We start from the raw sequence: 19,216 nt of genomic DNA, 5'->3' as shown, positions 1-19,216 counted from the left end.
ATCGAGCTGTCGGTACGATGTTCAGCACCGATGACCGGGCGCTGCGGCGATGGTTTCGCCGCAGCGTCAATTTTTCAGACGATCTCTTTGCGACGGCTTGACGAGGGCGAATAAAGAAGGCAGTTTTTGTCTTGTTATTAGCTGACTAAATATACTGTTGAAGACGTACCATCGGATACTTTCAGACAGAGATATTCGCCTGCGCCGAGAGCGCGTGCAGGCCAATGCGTAATATCGCAAAAACAGGAATCTACCGTGATAACACCACAGTCCGGACGAGCGTGCGCTCATCCATTCGCGGCGGTTGCGACTGCCTTCGTCATTTCATCGTTTCCCTATACCGCGGATGCGCGGCATTCGAATGATCAGCCTGTCGGCCCTGAAACGGCTGCGATGCAACAATCGCCGTCGGTCCGGATGCCGCTTCCGCCGGAAGACATTGTGCCGCGCCATCACGCTTACCGACAGTCTGAACCTGGCCGACGGTCTGAACCTGGCGTGGCGGCCGGGCAGCAGGTCGCATCCAGTTGGGTGATAATCTGGCTCGCGGCACGCTACTATCCCGGCTTTTGCGAAGACCTGCCAACGCATCTTCTGGAGATGTGCGGTGAGGAAAAGCGAAAGGCGGAGCTGGAGAAACGCCGGCAGCCGACAGACGAAAACTGAGCTACTTTGTGCTGCGCAGGCGCGTTCTTTTGACTGGCCTCAATCTCACGATCTGACGCGCTTTGCGCAGCCGAAGCCATGCTCTCCTTGACTCCAGAGACAATTTCCTGTCTACAGGCGCAGAATTTCCGCGACGAGTGACAACTCCGAGCAGCCGACCAGGGCGCCTTTCAACGGAAAGTGACGATCCTGGAGGTCAACACCCGGCAGCGCGATGCGCCCCCGGGTGCTTTTCGGCTTTGCGCGATGTTTGAAGCTCAGGCGCGGATGCATTACCTCTCGCATGAACACGAATGATGCGAGACATGAGGAACGCGGATGTTTGAATCGCTTCAGGAACGCCTTGGTTCCATCCTGAACGGCCTGACGGGCCGCGGTGCGCTGTCGGAGGCGGATGTCGCTGCGGCCCTGCGCGAGGTCCGTCGCGCGCTGATCGAGGCCGATGTGGCGCTCGATGTGGTGCGTTCCTTCACGGACCGTGTACGCGAAAAGGCCGTTGGTGCCGAAGTTCTGAAATCCATCAAGCCCGGCCAGATGGTCGTCAAGATCGTCCATGACGAGCTTGTCGAGATGCTGGGCACCGAGGGCGAGACCATCGACCTCAACGCGCCGGCCCCCGTCGTCATCATGATGGTGGGTCTGCAGGGCTCTGGTAAGACCACCACGACCGGCAAGATCGCCAAGCGCCTGACCGAGAAGCAGGGCAAGAAGGTGCTGATGGCGTCGCTCGATACGCGCCGTCCCGCCGCCCAGGAACAGCTCAAGCAGATCGGTGAGCAGACCGATGTCGCTACGCTGCCGATCATTGCCGGCCAGACGCCGGTCGAGATCGCCAAGCGCGCCACGCAGGCGGCCCGCCTCGGCGGCCATGATGTGGTGATCCTCGATACGGCAGGCCGTACGCATATCGACGAGCCGCTGATGGTCGAGATGTCGGACATCAAGAGCGCGTCGAACCCGCACGAGATCTTGCTCGTGGCCGACTCGCTCACCGGTCAGGATGCCGTCAATCTCGCCAACAACTTCAACGACCGCGTCGGTATTACCGGCCTCGTTCTGACCCGTATGGATGGTGACGGGCGCGGCGGTGCGGCGCTTTCCATGCGTGCCGTTACCGGCAAGCCGATCAAGCTGATCGGTGTTGGCGAAAAGATGGATGCGCTCGAGGAATTCTATCCCAAGCGCATCGCCGACCGCATTCTGGGCATGGGCGATATCGTTTCGCTGGTCGAGAAGGCCTCCGAAACCATCGATGCGGAAAAAGCCGCGGCGATGGCCAAGAAGATGCAGGCCGGCAAGTTCGACCTGAACGATCTCGCCGAGCAGCTGCGCCAGATGCAGAACATGGGTGGCATGGGCGGCATCATGGGCATGATGCCGGGCATGGGCAAGATGAAGGATCAGATGGCTGCCGCCGGTCTCGACGACAAGATGTTCGGTCGTCAGATCGCCATCATCCAGTCGATGACGCCGAAGGAACGCGCCAATCCGGACCTGCTCAAGCACAGCCGCAAGAAGCGCATTGCCGCCGGCTCCGGCACGGATTCGGCGCAGATCAACAAGCTTTTGAAGATGCACCGCCAGATGGCCGACATGATGAAGGCCATGGGCGGCAAGGGCCGCAAGGGCGGCATGATGCGCGGCCTCATGGGCGGCATGGCGCAGAAGATGGGGCTCGGTGGCATGCCGGGTGGTCTTGGGGGAGGTATGGGCGGCGGCATGCCCGATCTGTCCAAGATGGATCCGAAGCAGCTCGAGGCTCTGCAGAAGCAGGCAGAAGCCGCTGGCCTTGGCGGCGGTCTGCCCAAGGGCGGTTTGCCGAAGGGCCTTCCGGGAATGCCCGGTGGCGGCTTGCCGGGGTTGCCTGGCGGTCTGCCCGGACTGCCGAAGAAGAAGTAAGGGAATCCGATGAGCGACAACACGGATCAGGCCAAGGCAAAGCTACTCGAGCTGCGCGCCTCCATCGACAACATCGATGCGGCACTCGTGCACATGCTGGCCGAGCGTTTCCGCTGCACGAAGGCGGTCGGTCATCTCAAGGCCGTTCACGATCTGCCGCCGGCCGATCCTGCGCGCGAGGAGCGCCAGATCGCGCGGCTGCGCCGGCTTGCCGATGACGCCAATCTCGACCCGGATTTTGCCGAAAAGTTCCTCAATTTCATTATCCGCGAGGTGATCCGTCATCACGAGGCGATTGCCGAGGAACATGGCAACGGCTCCAAGACCGGTGAGAAGGCCTGAGCATGACACCGGTCCTCGAAAGCGAGCGCCTCATTCTGCGCGGCTGGCAGCGGGAAGACTTTCCCGCCTATGCAGCCTTTTGCGCGGATGCGAAACGCACGCTTCATACCGGCGGACCGAAGGACGCCTTCCAGGCATGGACCGCTTTCTCGTCCATGGTTGGCGCATGGGCGCTCAATGGCTACGGCATGTTCGCCGTGCAGCCGAAAGACGCCGATGCCGTTGCCGGTTTCGTTGGCCTCTGGCATCCGCCGGCGATCGACGAGCCGGAGCTTGCCTGGAGCCTCTATGAGGGCTTCGAGGGCAAGGGATATGCGGTGGAGGCAGCACGCCGCGTGCAGGTCTGGGCAGCCGAAGACCTGAAACTGCCGCCGCTTATGAGCTTCGTCCATCCGGACAATCTGGCCTCACAGGCCGTCGCAAAGAGGCTGGGTGCCGAGCCCATGTCTCCCACTGAACTGCGCGGCGAGCCGCGCCTGAGATTCCGGCACGTGTTGCCGGCTTGAAAGCCATTATCGAAAGGAAGAAACCATGGCACTGAAAATTCGTCTGGCCCGTGCGGGCTCCAAGAAGCGTCCTTACTATCATGTGGTTATCGCCGATGTGCGCAGCCCGCGTGACGGCCGCTTCATCGAGAAAGTCGGCTCCTGGAACCCGATGCTCCCCAAGGATGGTGAGCGCGTCGTTCTCAACGAAGAGCGCATCAAGCATTGGCTCGCAAACGGAGCCCTGCCCACCGACCGTGTTCTGCGTTTCCTCGACGATGCCGGCCTTGCCAAGCGCGACGCGCGGAGCAACCCGAACAAGGCGAAGCCCGGCAAGAAGGCACAGGAGCGCATCGACGCCGCCAAGCAGGCCGAGGAAGACGCAAAGGCCGCTGCAGCCGAAGCGGAAGCCGCCGCCGCCGAGGCACCGGCTGAAGAGGCCGCTGCAAGCGAATAAGCTTTGCAGGTATGTGGTATTAAGAATGGCGGGTCGAAAGGCCCGCCATTTTTGTTTTGGGATGTGGTGTGACGCTATCCGAGATGGCGCTCGCCCCTCACCCTTACCCTCTCCCCGCTTGCGGGGAGAGGGAGGCATCCACGTTGCGGCCATCCTCCTTCTCCCCGTATGCGGGGAGAAGGAGGATGGCAGGCGGATGAGGGGCCAGCGCCGGCCTCGTCACACAAACACCGCGCAAAAGAAAAAGCGGGCCCGAAGGCCCGCTTTCTCACGCTTTAATCGAAGAATCGCCTTGTCTCAGGCGGCTTCCTTCTTTGGCTGGATCAGGCCGCGCGCGACGAGAAGCTCGGCGATCTGCACCGTGTTGAGGGCAGCGCCCTTGCGCAGATTGTCGGCCACGACCCACAGAGCCAGACCGTTGTCGACCGTCGGATCTTCACGGAGGCGGCTGATATAGGTGGCGTCTTCGCCGGCGCTCTCGTAAGGCGTCACGTAACCGCCGTCCTCGCGCTTGTCGATCACCTGGCAGCCCGGCGCTTCGCGCAGGATCTCGCGCGCCTCGTCGGCCGTGATCGGCTTCTCGAACTCCAGGTTCACGGCTTCCGCATGGCCGATGAACACCGGCACGCGCACACAGGTGGCCGTGAGCTTGATCTTCGGGTCGAGCATCTTCTTGGTCTCGGCGACCATCTTCCACTCTTCCTTCGTAAAGCCGTCTTCCATGAAGACGTCGATATGGGGAATGCAGTTGAAGGCGATGCGCTTGGTGAACTTGTTGGTCGAGATCGGATCGGCGACGAAAACGGCGCGCGTCTGCTCGAACAGCTCGTCCATGCCTTCCTTGCCTGCGCCGGAAACCGACTGGTAGGTGGACACGACCACGCGCTTGATGGTCGCTGCCTCATGCAGCGGCTTCAGCGCGACCACGAGCTGCGCCGTGGAGCAGTTCGGATTGGCGATGATGTTCTTTTTGGTGAAGCCGTCGACCGCGTCGGGGTTCACTTCCGGAACGATCAGCGGCACGTCCGGGTCGTAGCGCCAGGCCGACGAATTGTCGATCACGACGCAGCCCTGCTTTCCAATCTTCGGAGAATACTCCTTGGAGATCGAACCGCCGGCCGACATCAGGCAGATATCGGTGTCGGAAAAGTCATAGGACTCGAGTGCCTTAACCTTCAGCGTCTTGTCGCCGTAGGAAACCTCGGTGCCGACGGAACGGCGGGAAGCAAGCGGGACGATCTCGTCTGCCGGGAAGCCGCGCTCTTCGAGGATATTGAGCATTTCGCGGCCGACATTCCCCGTGGCGCCGGCGACAGCTATCTTGAAACCCATGTGGTTTTTAACTCCTGTCTCTCTCCGCTTGGCTTTGATTTGAAGGCCTGCAGCCAGCAGGCATCTTCTCCCCGGCTGGGCCCGGGGAGAGAACGAGCAGCCGAGGCGTCAGACCGTTTTGGTCGTCGTTTTGGCTGTCGTTTTGGTAAAGCAGAGACCGACGCTGCCGTTCCCGGCTGCGTTTAAAAAACTTTGTGCAAATGGCGCTTCGTGATGCGCGCGCATGGCAAAGGGGTCTCCGTTTCCGCGCGTTGTTTTACGCTGAATCAGGCGCAAGTCAACGAAATAGCGTGCGCGGCCGGCCATGCCGGCCGCAAACAGGGGTCAGGCAAGCGCCTTGTATTTGGCCACGATGGCATCGCCCATTGCCGTGGTGCCAACCTCGGTCATGCCCTCAGACATGAGGTCGCGGGTGCGCAGGCCGTCTTCCAGAACCGAAGCGATGGCTTTCTCCAGGCGGTCTGCCTCTTCAACCATGTTGAAGGAGTAGCGCAGGCACATGGCAAAGGAAGCGATCATGGCGATCGGGTTTGCGATGCCCTGGCCGGCGATGTCCGGTGCGGAACCATGTACCGGCTCGTAGAGCGCCTTGCGCGAGCCGGTCTTCTCGTCCGGTGCGCCAAGCGAAGCCGAAGGCAGCATGCCAAGCGAACCGGTGAGCATGGCGGCAACGTCAGACAGCATGTCGCCGAACAGATTGTCGGTGACGATGACGTCGAACTGCTTGGGCCAGCGCACGAGCTGCATGCCGCCGGCATCCGCCAGCATGTGGGTCAGCTCGACGTCGGAATACTTCGCCTTGTGCGTGTTGGCGACGACCTCTTTCCAGAGGACGCCCGACTTCATGACGTTGTGTTTTTCCATGGAGCAGACCTTGTTGCTCCGGGTGCGGGCAAGCTCGAAGGCCACGCCGGCAATGCGTTCGATCTCGTACGTGTCGTAGACCTGAGTATCGATGCCGCGCTTCTGGCCATTGCCAAGGTCGATGATCTCCTTGGGCTCGCCGAAATACACGCCGCCGGTCAGCTCGCGCAGGATGAGAATGTCGAGGCCTTCGACGACTTCCGGCTTGAGGGAGGACGTGGCGGCCAGCGCCGGGTAGCAGATGGCCGGGCGCAGATTGGCGAAGAGCTCCATCTCCTTGCGCAGGCGCAGAAGACCGGCCTCCGGACGAACCTCATAGGGAACGCCGTCCCATTTGGGGCCGCCGACCGCGCCGAACAGCACGGCATCCGCCGCCATGGCCTTGTCCATGTCGGCATCGGAGATCGACTGGCCGTGCGCATCATAGGCGCAGCCGCCGACGAGGCCTTCCTCGGTCTCGAACCCGGCGTTGAAATCGGCGTTCATCATGTCGATGAGTTTCTTGACCTCGGCCATTGCCTCGGGGCCGATGCCATCGCCGGGGAGAAGAAGGAGTTTGCGCGTTGCCATGGAATGCCTCTCGAACTGGTAATTCGAGGGACTTGCTAATCCGCCGCGCCGGATTGCGCAAGGCTGGCAGGTCAGGAAGCGGTACGGTTGCGCCTGAGCGCTGTCACCTCGATCTCGATCTTCATCTCCGGCTCGTTGAGCTCGCAGACGATCATGGTGGCTGCTGGCCGGATATCGCCGAACGCTTCGCCGAGGATCGGGAAGACCCGGGACACATAAGAGCGGCTGGTTACGTAGTAATGCGCGCGCACCACGTCGGCGAGCTCGAAGCCGCCCTCGGTCAGCGCTGCGCGAATGGTGGAAAGGCAGTTGCGTGTCTGCTCTTCCACGCTGTCGGGCATGGCCATGGTTGCATAGTCATAGCCCGTAGTGCCGGAAACGAAGCACCAGTCTCCATCAACCACCGCGCGGCTGTAGCCTGCGGTCTTCTCGAAGGGAGATCCGGTGGAGATGAGGCGGCGCTGGCCGCCTCTGTCATCCCGGCTTACGCCCATGGATGGCTTTCCGTGTACTTGTTCTCGAAGGTTTCGATGGCCGGAGCCTTTTCCATGGTGAGGCCGATGTCGTCGAGGCCGTTCAGCAGGCAGTGCCGCTTGAAGGCGTCGATCTCGAACTTCACCACGCCGCCGTCCGGGCCGCGGATTTCCTGCTCTTCAAGATCGACCGTCAGCGTCGCATTGGCGCCGCGCTGTGCGTCGTCCATCAGCATGTCCAGTTCTTCCTGGCTGACCTTGATGGGCAGAATGCCGTTCTTGAAGCAGTTGTTGTAGAAAATGTCGGCGAAGCTGGTGGAGATGACGCAGCGAATGCCGAAATCGAGCAGCGCCCACGGGGCATGTTCACGGCTCGAACCGCAGCCGAAATTGTCGCCGGCGACGAGAATGCTGGCGTTGCGGTAGGCCGGCTTGTTGAGCACGAAGTCCGGGTTCTCGGAACCATCTTCGTTGAAACGCATTTCGGCGAAAAGCCCGGCGCCGAGGCCGGTGCGCTTGATCGTCTTGAGATAATCCTTCGGAATGATCATGTCGGTGTCGACATTGACGATCGGCATGGGCGCGGCGACGCCCGTCAGCTTGGTAAACTTGTCCATGAATCCTGGTCCGTTGTCTGCGCGGCCATTTTATCTGCCGCCTCTCAATACACAAGCCGACCCCGCAAAGCAAAGCTCTCTTGTTTTTGTCCCTCAAGCGCCGGGCGGGCGCATACGCGCCCTTGGCTTTCGGCGCACAGGCGCCGGCGGCCGATCGGCCTTGCCATCCTGCTGCGCAGAATGGAAATCTTTCTTCCATTCGGATTGTGCAAGGAAGTTTTCCCTTGGCCAATTGTCCTGTCTTGCTTCGAATGCAGTACTGAGCCATGAAACGGATATGCATCATCATCCAGCACAGCTTCGCCGCTCGGTTCTTTACGTGCCCGCCAGCAATGAAAAGGCGCTGGTCAAAAGCGCAACGCTTGCCTGCGATGCGGTGATCTACGATCTGGAAGATGCCGTCGGACCGGAAGAAAAACTGGATGCGCGCGAGAGGCTGCGCGACTTTCTGAATGGCGGGGATCGTCCGCGCTGCGAGGTCGTCGTGCGCATCAATGCGCTCTCCAGCATCTGGGGAACGGAAGATTTTCTGGCTGCGCGCGCGGTGAAGCCCGATGCCATTCTCCTGCCCAAGGTGAATGGCCCCCGTGACATTCTCGACGCGGATGCGGCGCTTGATGAAACCGATGCGCCGCGCAGTCTGAAGCTCTGGGCCATGATCGAGACACCGCGCGCCGTGCTCAATCTGGGGCCGATCGCGGAGCTCGGGCGCGATCCGGCTGCGCGCCTCTCCTGTCTCGTTGCCGGCACGAACGACCTTGCCAAGGAAACCGGCGTCGAACTGACGGAAGATCGCCGCTATCTGGCGCCGTTCCTTTTCCAGCTTGTCATGGCGGCGCGGGCCGGCGGCATCTCGGTGCTTGATGGCGTTTCCAATGATTTCCGCGACCTCGACGCATTCGAGAAGGGCTGTCGGGAGGCGCGGTCGATGGGTTTCGACGGCAAGACGCTCATCCACCCGGCGCAGATCGCGCCGGCCAATGCGGTTTTTGCACCTTCCTCCGAAGCCATTGCCGAGGCCGAGGCCATCGTTGCCGCCTTCGCAGATCCCGAAAACGCCGGACGCGGCGTGATTTCGCTCAACGGGCGCATGGTGGAGCGCCTGCACCTGGAGATGGCGCAGACACTGCTCGAGCGCGCCAGCGCAATCAGACTCAAAGAGAGTGGGGAGACGGCCCGATGAGGCTCTATCGTTTTTTGACCGGCCCGGACGATGCAAGCTTCTGTCACAAGGTGACAGTGGCCTTGAATAGGGGCTGGCTGCTCCACGGTTCCCCCAGCTATGCCTATGATGCCGAGGCCAAATCGATGCGATGCGGCCAGGCTGTCTACAAGGAAATCGACGGGCTGGAATACACGCCGGAGATGAAACTTAGCGACTATTAATGTAATTAAAGTTGCGTCCCGGCTCGTTTCTTGCTTTCCTCTCTCCGGGCAAGGGAGGGGGGACGAAATGAACACGATCAATATCGTCAATACGGGAAATCACTCACCGGAAGAGAGTGGCTCCGTGCGGTTGCGTTGCAACTACTCAATCATGGAGGCGACCGGCTATATAATCATCTGGGCGGTTGTCTCTATTGTCACGCTCGGGATCGGCGCATTCTTCGCGATCTACTATTTCTACAAGTCGATCATCAACAAGACCTACCTGATAAACCGCGAAGGGCATGCCATCGCCAGGCTCGAGTGCGAACTCAACCTTGCCGAAATCATCGGGCACGTGATCCTCTGGATCATCCTGACCGTTGTCACGCTTGGAATCGGACTGCTGTTCTACATGTTCCGAACACTGCGCCTGTGCATGAACAAGACGCGGATGGTTCGCCTTTAGATCGTCCTTTTTTCGGTCCGATGCTCCAGGATCAGGCAACGGCCTCTTCGATCCGGGCCATATCGTCGTCGGATAAGCCGAAATGATGGCCGACCTCGTGAATGAGCACGTGGTTCACGATATCTCCGAGCGTTTCTTCGTTCTCGGCCCAATAGTCGAGGATCGCCCGGCGGTAAAGCGTGATGCGGTTGGGGCCTTCTCCGGTCGCCGGGTTCCAGCGTTCGGCGATGCCGCGCCCTTCAAACAGGCCGAGCAGGTCGAAAGGCGTCTCCAGAGCGAGATCGTCCATGATCTCCTCCGTGGGAAACTCGGCCACCTGGATGATGATCTCGCCGGTCAGCGTGCGGAAGTCATCGGGAAAATTCGCATAGGATTCAAGCGCCAGTAGCTCCATCTCCTGAAGCGAAGGCGAAAGCTGGCTTTCCCAGGCCCGTGTCTGATAGATGCGTGCCATTCCTAGTCCTTTGAGGCGCCATATAGCGGTTTATGTGGCCGCTTTCGAGTACGAAATGCGCCCCTGCATTCGGCGTCAGACATCAAAAATCAAAATTTGGCCGAAGTCTCGCGCCCTGATAAAGAGCAAATGGGGCGATGAACAGCCCCGTTGTCTATTGCGAAAGCGAGAGTGGAATGTTTTTGCGAACGGTTCTCGGCGGCGTTCTGGCGTTGCCGTTTCTTATGGCGGGGCAGGCGTTGGCGCTTGGCCCTGCGGCGCTTCCCTCGACGGGGTTTGCCAAGCAGAATGGCGGAAATGTCATTCTCGCCCAGGCGGGAGACCCGCGTGTCAGCGGCCTGGAAGAGCAGGTGCGCCAGCTCAACGGGCGGGTGGAAGAGTTGAATTTCCAGATCCTGCAAATGCAGGATCAGCTCCGGCGGATGCAGGAAGACAATGAATTCCGCTTCCAGGAACTGGAAAAGAACGGCGGGTCGGGTGCCGCGCCTGCCGGTGGTCTGCCGGATCAGCGAACCGAGCGCATGCCGTCAGACGGCGGCCTCGGGGGCGGACCTGGGGGCGGCCTCGGGGGCGACACGGCGAATGGCATGGAAAGCGGTACACAAAGCGCGTCGCGGGACGCGCCGACCGTGGGTGAGCCACCGCGTACGCTTGGAAGTGTCCGCTTCGATGCGAACGGCAACATTGTCGGCGGCGAAGTCGGCGAGCCCATCGACCTCACCCGGTCGGGCGAGATCGGGCCGATCGGGCAGGGTGATCAGGTTGCATCGCTCCCCTCGGCTGATGATCCGGAAGAACTTTACAGGAATTCCTACGAATTCATCCTGTCGGGCGATTACAAAACGGCGGAGGCCGGGTTCCGTCAGCACATCGAGCGTTTCCCGGGCGACACCCGCACGCCGGATGCGCATTTCTGGCTTGGGGAATCCCTTCTGGGGCAGGACCGCTACCGCGACGCCGCCGAGATTTTTCTGCGCGCCAGCCGCGAATACCCTTCGGCCGACAAGGCACCCGACATGCTTCTCAAGCTTGGCATATCGCTGGCGGCAATGAACCAGCGCGACGTGGCCTGCGTCACCTATAATGAAATTGGTCAGAAATACCCTGATGCTTCCACGGCGCTGCGTGAGCGCGTGAAGCAGGAACAGGCGCTCGCGGGTTGCTGAACCCGGCGATGCAGCCAGATCCGAGACAGATCTTCGACGGTATCGCATTTTCCCGACAGACCGGGGTGATTGCAGCGGTTTCCGGCGGTGGCGACTCCCTCGCCCTTCTTCTCCTTTTGAAAGAATTCCTTGATTTGCAGGCAGGCGCTCCGGCCCTCACGGCGGTGACGGTGGATCACGCCCTGCGAGCCGAGGCGGCCGAAGAGGCGCGCTTTGTCGCTGCCCTTTGTGCCAGCCGCGACATAGCTCATCGCACAATGGTCTGGCGCGGCGAAAAGCCGGCGACGGGCATTTCCGCTGCCGCGCGCTCGGCACGGCTGTCGCTACTGGCGCAGGCGGCACGTGAGGCGGGTGCCGGTCTGGTTTTCACCGGCCACACGCGCGACGACCAGGCCGAAACCGTTTCGATGCGCGCCGGGCGCGGCACGGGGCTGGGCATGGGGCTAGGCGGGGCGGGGATTGCCCCCGCTTCGCTCTATGAGGGTGCGATCTGGTTTGTCCGGCCGCTGCTTTCTCACGGCCGCGCCGATCTGCGCAGCTATCTGGCGTCACGGGATGTGCGCTGGATCGACGACCCGACCAATGACGATACGACCTATGAGCGCGTGCGCGTGCGCCGCTCGCTGACTGCCGAGATGGCGGCCAGACGAATTGCGGAAGCCGAGACCGCTGCCGCCCGGCGTATTGCGCTTGGCGCGCGCGCAGCGCGTCTGATCGATGGGCATGCACGCTGTGTTGCGCCGGGGCTCTATCGCGTTGATCCGGCGTTCGTCGAGGACGCGGACGCCGAGGCTGCGCTTTATGCCCTGCGGGTGTTGACGGCGATGGCTGGCGGCGGCCTGCACTTGCCTTCCGAAGATCCGTCGGCCCGTGTGCTTGCCGGGCTGCGCGCCGGGGTTTGCGCCACATTGTCGCGGGCGGTGATCGACCGACGTTCAAGCGGCATCTACCTTCACCGCGAACGGCGCAACCTGCCGACAGGAACCGGAGCGATGCGGGAGGGACTATGGGATCGACGCTACAGGCTTTCCGCGCCGGAAGGTCTGCACATTGCTCCGTTTGGCGCTGCAGCACGCGATCTTTTGCCGGAGGCGAACCCCACCCTGCCGCAGGATCTTCTTTTTGCAGCGCAATTTGCCGAGCCGGCTCTGTGGCGCGGCGATGTCTGCATTGGACCCGCGCGTATGGCGGTGCCGGGAAACGGGATCGGCGTGCCAGCCCCCTGGGCGCACCTGCTTCCATCCTTCGATATTGACGTCGCGCAGGCCCTCATTCGGCTGGTTGGCGGCAAAACAGTTCTAAAACTGCCATGAGCGCACCACATTCGGCATGGAAGCTTAACCTAAAGGTGAGCAGGTGGGGCGCCCTGGCTTGGCAAGGAAGCGCCGGCTCCCTATGTTAATCCTGACTACGAAAAACGGACGATCGCCGGGCTTCGGCGAGTATGCGGGACTTATATGAATCCGAATTACAGAAACTTTGCGCTCTGGGCGATTATCGCCGTTCTGCTGATTGCGCTCTTCAACCTGTTCCAGGCTCCCCAGCAGCGCGGTGCGACGCGCGATATCGCGTATTCGCAGTTTCTGGAAGAGCTTTCGTCGGGAAGCGTTGAATCGGTGACGATCACGGGCGATCGCATCACCGGCACCTATACGGGCAACCGCACCCCCTTCCAGACATACTCTCCGGGCGATCCCTCGCTGGTGCAGCGTCTTGAAGAGCGCGGCGTGACGATCAATGCCCGGCCTGAAAGCGACGGTTCCAACTCGTTCCTCGGCTATCTTGTCTCGTGGCTTCCCATGATCCTGATCCTTGGCGTGTGGATTTTCTTCATGCGTCAGATGCAGTCGGGCTCGGGCCGCGCCATGGGGTTCGGCAAGTCGAAGGCCAAGCTGCTGACCGAAGCGCATGGCCGCGTCACCTTCCAGGATGTGGCTGGCGTCGATGAAGCCAAGGAAGACCTTGAGGAAATCGTCGAGTTCCTGCGCGATCCGCAGAAATTCCAGCGCCTCGGCGGCAAGATCCCGCGTGGCGTGCTGCTTGTCGGCCCGCCCGGAACCGGCAAGACGCTTCTTGCCCGCTCGGTGGCGGGTGAGGCCAATGTGCCGTTCTTCACCATTTCGGGCTCGGATTTCGTGGAAATGTTCGTCGGTGTCGGCGCGTCCCGCGTGCGCGACATGTTCGAGCAGGCCAAGAAGAACGCGCCCTGCATCATCTTCATCGACGAAATCGATGCGGTCGGCCGTCATCGCGGTGCCGGTCTTGGCGGCGGTAACGACGAACGCGAGCAGACGCTGAACCAGCTTCTCGTCGAGATGGATGGCTTCGAGGCCAATGAAGGCATTATCCTGATCGCAGCCACCAACCGTCCGGACGTTCTGGACCCCGCGCTTCTGCGTCCGGGCCGTTTCGACCGACAGGTCGTGGTGCCGAATCCGGATGTGGCCGGTCGTGAGAAAATCCTGAAAGTGCATGTGCGCAATGTGCCGATGGCGCCGAATGTCGATCTCAAGATTGTTGCACGCGGCACGCCGGGCTTTTCCGGTGCGGACCTGGCCAACCTCGTCAACGAAGCTGCCCTGATGGCCGCCCGGCGCAACAAGCGCCTTGTCACCATGCAGGAATTCGAAGACGCCAAGGACAAGGTCATGATGGGTGCCGAGCGACGCTCGCACGCCATGACCCAGGAAGAGAAGGAACTGACCGCCTATCACGAGGCCGGCCACGCCATCGTTGCTCTCAACGTGCCGAAGGCGGATCCTGTCCACAAGGCGACGATCATTCCGCGCGGGCGTGCGCTCGGCATGGTCATGCAGCTTCCCGAGGGCGACCGCTACTCGATGAGCTACAAGTGGATGATTTCGCGCCTTGCCATCATGATGGGCGGGCGCGTGGCCGAAGAGCTAAAGTTCGGCAAGGAGAACATCACCTCCGGTGCTTCCTCGGACATCGAACAGGCGACGAAGCTTGCCCGCGCCATGGTCACCCAGTGGGGCTTCTCCGACGAGCTCGGCCAGGTGGCGTATGGCGAGAACCAGGAAGAGGTGTTCCTGGGCCATTCCGTGGCGCGCCAGCAGAACATGTCGCAGGAAACGCAACAGAAGATCGATAGCGAAGTGCGCCGTCTGATCGATGAAGCCTACGCGACCGCGCGCGACATCCTGACCAAGAAGAAAAAGGGCTGGATCGCCATCGCCGAAGGGCTGCTGGAGTATGAGACGCTTTCGGGCGACGAAATCCAGGCGCTGCTCAAGGGTGAGAAGCCGTCGCGCGATTCCGGCGACGACACGCCCCCGTCCCGCGGCTCGGCCGTGCCGAAGACAGGCACGCGGTCCCAGGGGCAGAAAAAGGGCGGCGATGAGCCCGAAGGCGGCATGGAGCCACAGCCGCAGGGTTGAAGAACCGTCCTTCGGACGGACGTCACTTCTAAAAAGCCGTGAACACCGTTTCACGGCTTTTTGCTATGGTTTGACCAAACCAAAGTCGCGCTACGGTTGAGTTTGCAGGGTTGTCCTGCCTCTTAACTTGCTATTAAGCATAATTCGCAAGCAGACGTTTATTTGAAAAGCGTTACACTGTCTCACAGAATTTGATGCAAACGAGTGCTGCTCCTGTGGCAAAGAGTGAGCGAGGGACGCCGCTTTGACAGAAAAACCAGACAAAGTGCGCCGAACGGGCAGCAAGGGTAAAATGGCAAAAAAATATTTTGGTACGGACGGGATTCGCGGTCGCGCGAACCGCTTCCCGATGACGGGCGAAATTGCGATGAAGGTCGGCATGGCGGCTGGCCTTTCGTTTCAGAATGGCAGTCATCGCCACCGGGTGGTGCTTGGCAAGGACACGCGGCTTTCCGGTTATATGATCGAGAATGCGCTGGTTTCGGGCTTTTGCGCCGCCGGCATGGATGTCTTCCTGCTTGGGCCCATACCGACCCCGGCCGTTGCCATGCTGGTGCGATCGCTGCGCGCCGATATCGGCGTGATGATCTCGGCTTCGCACAATCCCTATTACGACAACGGCATCAAGCTCTTCGGCCCGGACGGCTACAAGCTCTCCGACAAGATCGAAGGCCGCATCGAGGCGATGCTCGACAAGGAGGTCGAGCTGGCGCTTGCCGATAATGGCGGGCTGGGCCGGGCAAAACGTGTCGACGGTGTCCATGACCGCTATATCGAGTTTGCCAAGCGCACCCTGCCGCGCTCCATGTCTCTTTCGGGGCTGCGCATCGTGGTCGACTGCGCCAATGGTGCCGCCTACAAGGTTGCCCCTGCCGTGCTCTGGGAACTCGGCGCCGAAGTGGTGGCGATCAATGACGAGCCGAACGGCGTCAACATCAATGAGGATTGCGGCTCCACGCATCCGCTCGGCCTTGCCAAGAAGGTTCATGAGGTGCGGGCCGATATCGGCATCGCACTCGATGGCGATGCCGATCGCGTGGTCATCGTCGATGAGAACGGCACGGTGATCGATGGCGACCAGATCATGGCGCTCATCGCCCAGTCCTGGCACAAGGCCGGCAAGCTGCAGGGCGGGGGTGTTGTCGCCACTGTCATGTCCAATCTCGGGCTTGAGCGCTTTATGGGCGATCTGAAGCTCGATCTGCACCGGGTGAAGGTTGGCGACCGCTATGTGGTCGAGCGCATGCGTGCCAATGGGCTGAATGTCGGTGGAGAGCAGTCAGGTCATGTCGTCCTCTCGGATTTCTCCACCACAGGAGACGGGCTGGTGGCGGCGCTGCAGGTGCTGGCCTGCATCAAGCGCGAGAACCGCCCGGCGAGCGAGGTCTGCAAGAAATTCGAGCCGGTTCCGCAGCTGTTGAAAAATGTGCGTATCTCCGGCGGGAAGCCACTCGAATCGGCGCCGGTCAAGTCGGCCATTGCCGAGGCCGAGGCCCGGCTCGGTGGCAAGGGACGGCTTGTCATCCGCCCGTCCGGCACCGAACCGCTTATCCGCGTGATGGCCGAGGCTGACGATCCGGCGCTGGTTGAAAGCGTGGTGGATGACGTGATCAACGCAATCGCCGATTCGAAGAACGCAGCCTGACGCGGCAGAACAGAGACAGTGGAAAAGCCGGTGCTCAGCGCCGGCTTTTTTCGTTCCGGTGTTGCGTGTTCGCTTAAAGCTGGCGGTTGCCCTCATCTGTCTGCCCACGGCAGGGTGGATGTCTTCCTTCACCTGTTCGGTGGCCTCCCCGGCCCGGCACAAATGGGGCGCTTTGGTCCCTTGATCATGCAATTCCCGCAAAACGTGCATGCCGAACGTGGTTAAGGCTTAGGGTTAAGGCGTATTTAACTTTTTTCCTCAAATACTCCGGGCGAGTTGCAATTTGCCACTGTGCCCAGGGGGGCGCGGCAACGCCAAGGATGGGAAGATATGTTGAAGTCTATGAAGGTCTTCGGGGCGGCCTTGCTGCTAATCGCTCCGACCGCGGGCTATGCTGCAGATCTGTATGAGCCACCGATCATCGAAGCTCCCGAACCCCTGCCGCCCGTGATCCAGCCGGATCCGGCTCCGTCCTTCGGCGGCTGGTATATTCGCGGCGACATCGACTATCACTGGTCGAAGCTGCGGGGCACCGAATACATCACCTATGGAGACGCGCCGGGCGGCCTTCGCGGCGGAACGGCCTCCTTCGATACGACAGACCTCAAGGGCGCCATGTCGCTCGGGGCCGGTATCGGCTACCAGATCAACAAATACCTGCGCGCCGACCTGACGGCGGACTACTGGTTCAAGTCCGACTTCACCGGCTCCACCTCGGGCACCTGCGGCGTTAGTCCCTGTGTTTCCACGGATACGTCGGCTTACAGCGCCTGGCTCCTGATGGCCAACGCCTATGTGGATCTCGGCACCTATTACGGGTTCACGCCCTATGTCGGTGCGGGCATCGGTGGCGCCTACATCATGTGGGACGATCTGACGAACTCGATATCGGGTGGCAGCACCACCGTGCATGAGGGCTCCAGCAACTGGCGTTTTGCCTACTCGCTGATGGCGGGTACCTCTTACTGCCTCACCGAAAACCTCAATCTCGATATGGGCTATCGCTTCACGCGCGTCGCAGGCGGCCGCATGTTCGAATACGCTTCGGGCGTTGCACCGGGCTTTGACGATGGCTTCAACGTGCACGAGGCACGCGCCGGCCTGCGCTACCAGTTCGGCGGCAACTCGAACTGTGCACAGCCGCAGGTGGTCAGCTACGACCCGCCGCCGTTTGAACCGCCGGTTTATAAGTAAAATCAGCCAGTTGGAATTTCGACCGCCCGGCTTTGCGCCGGGCGGTTTTTTGTTTGCGCGGTGGTACTGAGCAAGTGCGGTAACCCTGCGTTAGCCTTAACCTCGGCTTAACCCGAATGGTTAACAATGCTCTCCAACAGCGGCGGGGGCAGCGTTTATCCGTCGCATTTTGCGGAGTTCGGATTATGCGCACCATCACCCGTTTGCTTGCTTCTTCGGTATGCCTGACGCTGATTTCGATCGGCGCGGCAGCCGCCGCTGACTATGATCCACCCATCATCATCGACCAGGCGCCTGACGTGGTGCCGGTGGAGATCGGCAGTGGCTGGTATCTGCGCGGCGACATCGGCTATTCGCTGAAGACCGAGGCGAAGGATCCCTTCACCTACCGGACATTTGACGGTGTCAGCTATGGATCGGCGTCGTTCGACAGCGTTTCCTTATCCGACAATTTCACGTTCGGCATCGGCGCCGGCTATTCCTTCACGGACTGGCTTCGCGCCGATGTGACGCTGGACCGTTTTTCGGCTGATTTCAGCGGCACGACCTCAAGCTCGTCTCCCTGCCCGGGAAGCCCGGGCGGTACCACCTGCCGGTCAGAGGATTCGTCCGAGGTGACCGGATACTCCATGCTTCTCAATGGATATGTTGACCTTGGCACCTATGTCGGCTTCACGCCTTATGTCGGTGCAGGCATCGGTTACACCTATCTTCGCTGGGATGATCTCTCCAACAGCTCATACTGCGTGGGCGGAAGTTGCGGTGGCACCGGTCTTGTCGGCACGACCACCCATGCCGGCGAGTCCGACTGGCGCTTTACCTATGCCTTGATGGCTGGCGTTTCCTACGATTTCTCCAACAACATGAAGGTCGATCTGGGTTATCGCTATCGCAATATCGACGGCGGTCAGATGTTTGGCTGGGATGCCGCCACGGCGGCGGCCGGAGCTACCGGAATTCAGGGCACCGACAGCGGCCTGTCGACGCACGAAATCCGTGTGGGTCTGCGCTACGAACTTTGGTGAACGCAGGATCGCCGTGCGTCCATCCGGACGCACAAAGGACGATCTAAAATATTGATGGAGCATCGGAATAGCCGAAAACCGGATTCCACTTTTCGGTCCGATGCTCTATTCACAAGCGGCCATCTGAAATGCGAGACCCCGCTCCTGCAGCGGGGTCTTTTCGTGCTCAACGCGCAGTCGACCAGCCGAACCACAGGGCGACAAGCGCGAGCAGAGCAGAAAGCGTCCGCCGCGCGATGCGTTCTCGCCGCGGGTCGGTCAAAAAGGGCTGCAAGCGGCTTGCTAGCAAAACGATAAGCCCGTGGATCAGCGTCGCAATGCCCACATAGACCATCGTCAGAAGCATGGTCTGCGGCGTGAGCGGCTCCAGCGGATTGACGAAGGTCGGCAGCACCGCGATATAGAAGACGGCAGCCTTCGGGTTGAGCAGGTTGGTGACCAGCCCGCGCAGGAAGTGTTGTCCGTCCGGCCTGTCGCCTGCCGAGACCACGTCAGTGCCCTGGCGCCAGCCATCCCAGGCCAGATAGAGCAGGAACAGAACGCCGGCCCAGCGCAGGCCCTCATAGAGCAGCACGGATGCCTGAATGATCTGTGCAACCCCGAGGGCTGCGACAATGCCGACAATGCCGAGCCCGAGCGCAACACCGGCGACGGTGGCAAACCCGGCGCGGCGGCCCTCCGACGCGGATATCAGCGCCAGATAGGCCATGTTGGGGCCGGGTGTGAGCTCGATCAGCGTGGACGCCAGGGCGAAAGAGGCGATGACGGTCAGATCGAGTCCCAGAAGCATCATCG

21 protein-coding genes are annotated in these 19,216 nt (G+C 61.2%); 13 read left to right on the top strand and 8 right to left on the bottom strand.

Annotated elements, in window-relative coordinates; all coding sequences use genetic code 11:
- Window positions 1–777: 777 nt before the first annotated feature.
- Window positions 778–939 (bottom strand): hypothetical protein, encoded by a 162-nt coding sequence (locus tag KUG85_RS14070; RefSeq protein ID WP_155983360.1) that lies wholly within the window; start codon window positions 937–939, stop codon window positions 778–780.
- Window positions 940–984: 45 nt separating this feature from the next.
- On the opposite strand from KUG85_RS14070, the gene ffh reads away from it, so the two are divergent.
- Genes ffh through rpsP form a run of 4 tightly spaced genes read left to right on the top strand, consistent with a single transcriptional unit; the run spans window position 985 to window position 3,849 of the window.
- On the top strand, window positions 985–2,565 hold the full coding sequence (gene ffh / locus KUG85_RS14065; RefSeq protein WP_223005641.1) for a signal recognition particle protein: 1,581 nt from the start codon (window positions 985–987) through the stop codon (window positions 2,563–2,565).
- A 9-nt stretch (window positions 2,566–2,574) separates the two neighbouring features.
- Entirely contained in the window at window positions 2,575–2,907 is a 333-nt protein-coding gene (locus KUG85_RS14060; RefSeq protein ID WP_065816776.1) for a chorismate mutase, read from the top strand.
- A gap of 2 nt (window positions 2,908–2,909) precedes the next feature.
- Entirely contained in the window at window positions 2,910–3,413 is a 504-nt protein-coding gene (locus KUG85_RS14055; protein ID WP_223005640.1) for a GNAT family N-acetyltransferase, read from the top strand.
- A gap of 25 nt (window positions 3,414–3,438) precedes the next feature.
- The gene (gene rpsP, locus KUG85_RS14050) at window positions 3,439–3,849 is read left to right on the top strand and encodes a 30S ribosomal protein S16 (RefSeq protein ID WP_065816778.1); all 411 of its coding nucleotides are present in this window, start codon (window positions 3,439–3,441) and stop codon (window positions 3,847–3,849) included.
- A 297-nt stretch (window positions 3,850–4,146) separates the two neighbouring features.
- Here the strand turns inward: rpsP and KUG85_RS14045 are convergent, their stop codons facing one another.
- The 5 genes from KUG85_RS14045 to leuD all read right to left on the bottom strand — a co-directional run bounded on the left by KUG85_RS14045 (window position 4,147) and on the right by leuD (window position 7,705).
- Window positions 4,147–5,181 (bottom strand): aspartate-semialdehyde dehydrogenase, encoded by a 1,035-nt coding sequence (locus KUG85_RS14045; protein WP_223005639.1) that lies wholly within the window; start codon window positions 5,179–5,181, stop codon window positions 4,147–4,149.
- Between the two features lie 108 nt (window positions 5,182–5,289).
- Window positions 5,290–5,487, bottom strand: a complete 198-nt coding sequence (locus tag KUG85_RS14040; RefSeq protein ID WP_007010733.1) for a hypothetical protein — start codon at window positions 5,485–5,487, stop codon at window positions 5,290–5,292.
- A gap of 18 nt (window positions 5,488–5,505) precedes the next feature.
- A complete protein-coding gene (gene leuB, locus KUG85_RS14035; RefSeq protein WP_065816781.1) occupies window positions 5,506–6,615 on the bottom strand; it encodes a 3-isopropylmalate dehydrogenase in 1,110 nt (369 codons plus the stop codon).
- 71 nt (window positions 6,616–6,686) lie between these two features.
- Window positions 6,687–7,109 carry a RidA family protein gene (locus KUG85_RS14030; protein WP_223005638.1) on the bottom strand — a complete coding sequence of 141 codons (423 nt, stop codon included), beginning with the start codon at window positions 7,107–7,109 and terminating at the stop codon, window positions 6,687–6,689.
- On the bottom strand, window positions 7,100–7,705 hold the full coding sequence (gene leuD, locus KUG85_RS14025) for a 3-isopropylmalate dehydratase small subunit (protein WP_007010730.1): 606 nt from the start codon (window positions 7,703–7,705) through the stop codon (window positions 7,100–7,102). Before leuD ends, KUG85_RS14030 begins: the two co-directional genes overlap by 10 nt.
- 277 nt (window positions 7,706–7,982) lie before the next feature.
- On the opposite strand from leuD, the gene KUG85_RS14020 reads away from it, so the two are divergent.
- The 3 genes from KUG85_RS14020 to KUG85_RS14010 all read left to right on the top strand — a co-directional run bounded on the left by KUG85_RS14020 (window position 7,983) and on the right by KUG85_RS14010 (window position 9,539).
- Complete coding sequence (locus tag KUG85_RS14020) at window positions 7,983–8,888, top strand: HpcH/HpaI aldolase/citrate lyase family protein (protein WP_223005637.1); 906 nt, start codon at window positions 7,983–7,985, stop codon at window positions 8,886–8,888.
- Window positions 8,885–9,091 carry a DUF1737 domain-containing protein gene (locus KUG85_RS14015; protein ID WP_065816784.1) on the top strand — a complete coding sequence of 69 codons (207 nt, stop codon included), beginning with the start codon at window positions 8,885–8,887 and terminating at the stop codon, window positions 9,089–9,091. Before KUG85_RS14020 ends, KUG85_RS14015 begins: the two co-directional genes overlap by 4 nt.
- Window positions 9,092–9,158: 67 nt before the next feature.
- Complete coding sequence (locus KUG85_RS14010; RefSeq protein WP_223005636.1) at window positions 9,159–9,539, top strand: DUF6693 family protein; 381 nt, start codon at window positions 9,159–9,161, stop codon at window positions 9,537–9,539.
- A 31-nt stretch (window positions 9,540–9,570) separates the two neighbouring features.
- Here the strand turns inward: KUG85_RS14010 and KUG85_RS14005 are convergent, their stop codons facing one another.
- A complete protein-coding gene (locus KUG85_RS14005; RefSeq protein ID WP_007010726.1) occupies window positions 9,571–9,993 on the bottom strand; it encodes a metallopeptidase family protein in 423 nt (140 codons plus the stop codon).
- A gap of 137 nt (window positions 9,994–10,130) precedes the next feature.
- Between KUG85_RS14005 and ybgF the strand changes: the two genes are divergently transcribed.
- The 6 genes from ybgF (at window position 10,131) to KUG85_RS13975 (ending at window position 18,421) form a co-directional block, all read left to right on the top strand.
- Window positions 10,131–11,159 (top strand): tol-pal system protein YbgF, encoded by a 1,029-nt coding sequence (ybgF, locus tag KUG85_RS14000; protein ID WP_255606410.1) that lies wholly within the window; start codon window positions 10,131–10,133, stop codon window positions 11,157–11,159.
- An 8-nt stretch (window positions 11,160–11,167) separates the two neighbouring features.
- Complete coding sequence (gene tilS / locus KUG85_RS13995) at window positions 11,168–12,472, top strand: tRNA lysidine(34) synthetase TilS (RefSeq protein WP_223005635.1); 1,305 nt, start codon at window positions 11,168–11,170, stop codon at window positions 12,470–12,472.
- A 144-nt stretch (window positions 12,473–12,616) separates the two neighbouring features.
- Window positions 12,617–14,557, top strand: coding sequence for an ATP-dependent zinc metalloprotease FtsH (gene ftsH, locus KUG85_RS13990; RefSeq protein WP_065816788.1), 1,941 nt, complete (start codon window positions 12,617–12,619; stop codon window positions 14,555–14,557).
- A gap of 292 nt (window positions 14,558–14,849) precedes the next feature.
- Window positions 14,850–16,202 carry a phosphoglucosamine mutase gene (glmM, locus tag KUG85_RS13985; protein ID WP_007010722.1) on the top strand — a complete coding sequence of 451 codons (1,353 nt, stop codon included), beginning with the start codon at window positions 14,850–14,852 and terminating at the stop codon, window positions 16,200–16,202.
- A 330-nt stretch (window positions 16,203–16,532) separates the two neighbouring features.
- Window positions 16,533–17,396, top strand: a complete 864-nt coding sequence (locus tag KUG85_RS13980) for an outer membrane protein (protein WP_223005634.1) — start codon at window positions 16,533–16,535, stop codon at window positions 17,394–17,396.
- A 185-nt stretch (window positions 17,397–17,581) separates the two neighbouring features.
- Complete coding sequence (locus KUG85_RS13975; RefSeq protein ID WP_223005633.1) at window positions 17,582–18,421, top strand: outer membrane protein; 840 nt, start codon at window positions 17,582–17,584, stop codon at window positions 18,419–18,421.
- Window positions 18,422–18,587: 166 nt separating this feature from the next.
- On the opposite strand, the gene KUG85_RS13970 is transcribed toward KUG85_RS13975, so the two are convergent.
- A complete protein-coding gene (locus KUG85_RS13970; protein ID WP_223005860.1) occupies window positions 18,588–19,211 on the bottom strand; it encodes a LysE family translocator in 624 nt (207 codons plus the stop codon).
- Between the last annotated feature and the right edge of the window lie 5 nt (window positions 19,212–19,216).

This window comes from Nitratireductor rhodophyticola (assembly GCF_019891355.1).
GTDB lineage: Bacteria > Pseudomonadota > Alphaproteobacteria > Rhizobiales > Rhizobiaceae > Nitratireductor > Nitratireductor rhodophyticola.
The sequence above is the reverse complement of the archived record's forward strand: the minus strand, read 5'-3'. Positions and strand labels throughout refer to the sequence as shown.